The 1,199-nt window shown below is 63.7% G+C and carries 2 protein-coding genes; both read right to left on the minus strand.

Translation table 11 applies throughout. From position 1 onward, the window contains the following. Positions 1-546 (minus strand): GNAT family N-acetyltransferase (locus PZ895_RS00465; protein WP_275837071.1); only part of this gene is annotated, 546 nt, incomplete at its 3' end. Positions 547-673: 127 nt separating this feature from the next. Then, a partial coding sequence (locus PZ895_RS00470; RefSeq protein ID WP_275837072.1) for a Bax inhibitor-1/YccA family protein occupies positions 674-1,199 on the minus strand: 526 nt, incomplete at its 5' end.

Below are 1,199 nucleotides of genomic sequence, written 5' to 3' on the forward strand. Positions count from 1 at the left end.
CCGGCGTTCGGGCAGCGAGGCGGGGTCCGGCTGCGCATCCGCGCCCTCGTTGAGCGCAAGCTGCATGAAGGCCGTGTCGAGCCAACGGCCGTGCTTGTAGCCGGTGCCGACGAGCCTGCCGGCATCCGCAAAACCCATCTTCGCGTGGAGCCGTATCGAAGCGCTGTCGGGGCGCCCGTCGCCGATGACGGCGATCATCTGGCGAAAGCCAAGCCGGGTCGCTGCTTCGATCAGTTTCTCCATCAATAACCGGCCGACGCCCTGCCCTTTCGCCTCGGGCGCGACATAGACGGAGTTCTCGACGATGAAGCGGTAGGCCGGGCGCGGCCGGAACGCGCCGGCATAGGCAAAGCCGACGAGGCGGTCGTCGCGCGTGGCCACGAGATAGGGAAACCCGCCTGCCTCGAGCGCGGCAAAGCGCGTCGTCATCTCGGCGAGATCGGGCGGGGTCAATTCATAGCTCGACGTCCCGTTTTCGACGGCGTCGGCATAGATTTCGGTGATGGCGGGAAGGTCGTTGCGCGTGGCTGGACGAATGGCGATCATGCAGTCGGTCTCTCCGGGACATCCCTGCATAATCGAGCATTGCGGCAGTGAAAATCGCCATGGTCGCTGGACCAACGAAAAAGGGCGGCCCGAAGACCGCCCCTTGCTCGTCTGGATGTTGTGCAGCCTATTCGCGGTTGCCCAGGAATTGCAGCATGAACAGGAACAGGTTGATGAAGTCGAGATAGAGACGCAGCGCGCCCATGATGGCCTTGCGGCCCATGGCGACGGCGCCGTCGCCCTCGAAATACATCTCCTTGATCTTCTGCGTGTCGTAGGCGGTCAGGCCCGCGAAGATCAGCACGCCGATCGCGGAGACCGCGAACTGAAGCGCCGAGGACTGTAGGAAGATGTTGACGATCATGGCGATGATCAGGCCGAACACGCCCATGATCAGGAACGAGCCCATGCCCGTCAGGTCGCGCTTGGTCGTGTAGCCCCACAGCGACAGGGCGCCGAAGGCGGTCGCGGTGATGAAGAAGGTCTGCGTGATCGACTGGGCGGTATAAACCAGGAAGATCGACGACAGCGACACGCCCATCAGCGCGGCATAGGCCCAGAAGGTGGTCTGCGCGGCCGAGACGCTCATCTTGTCGATGCGGAACGACAGGAAGAACACCATGGCGAGCGGCGCGAGCATGACGACCCAGCGC

This window comes from Mesorhizobium sp. YIM 152430 (assembly GCF_029210365.1).
In the GTDB taxonomy this organism is placed as follows: Bacteria; Pseudomonadota; Alphaproteobacteria; order Rhizobiales; family Rhizobiaceae; genus Aliihoeflea.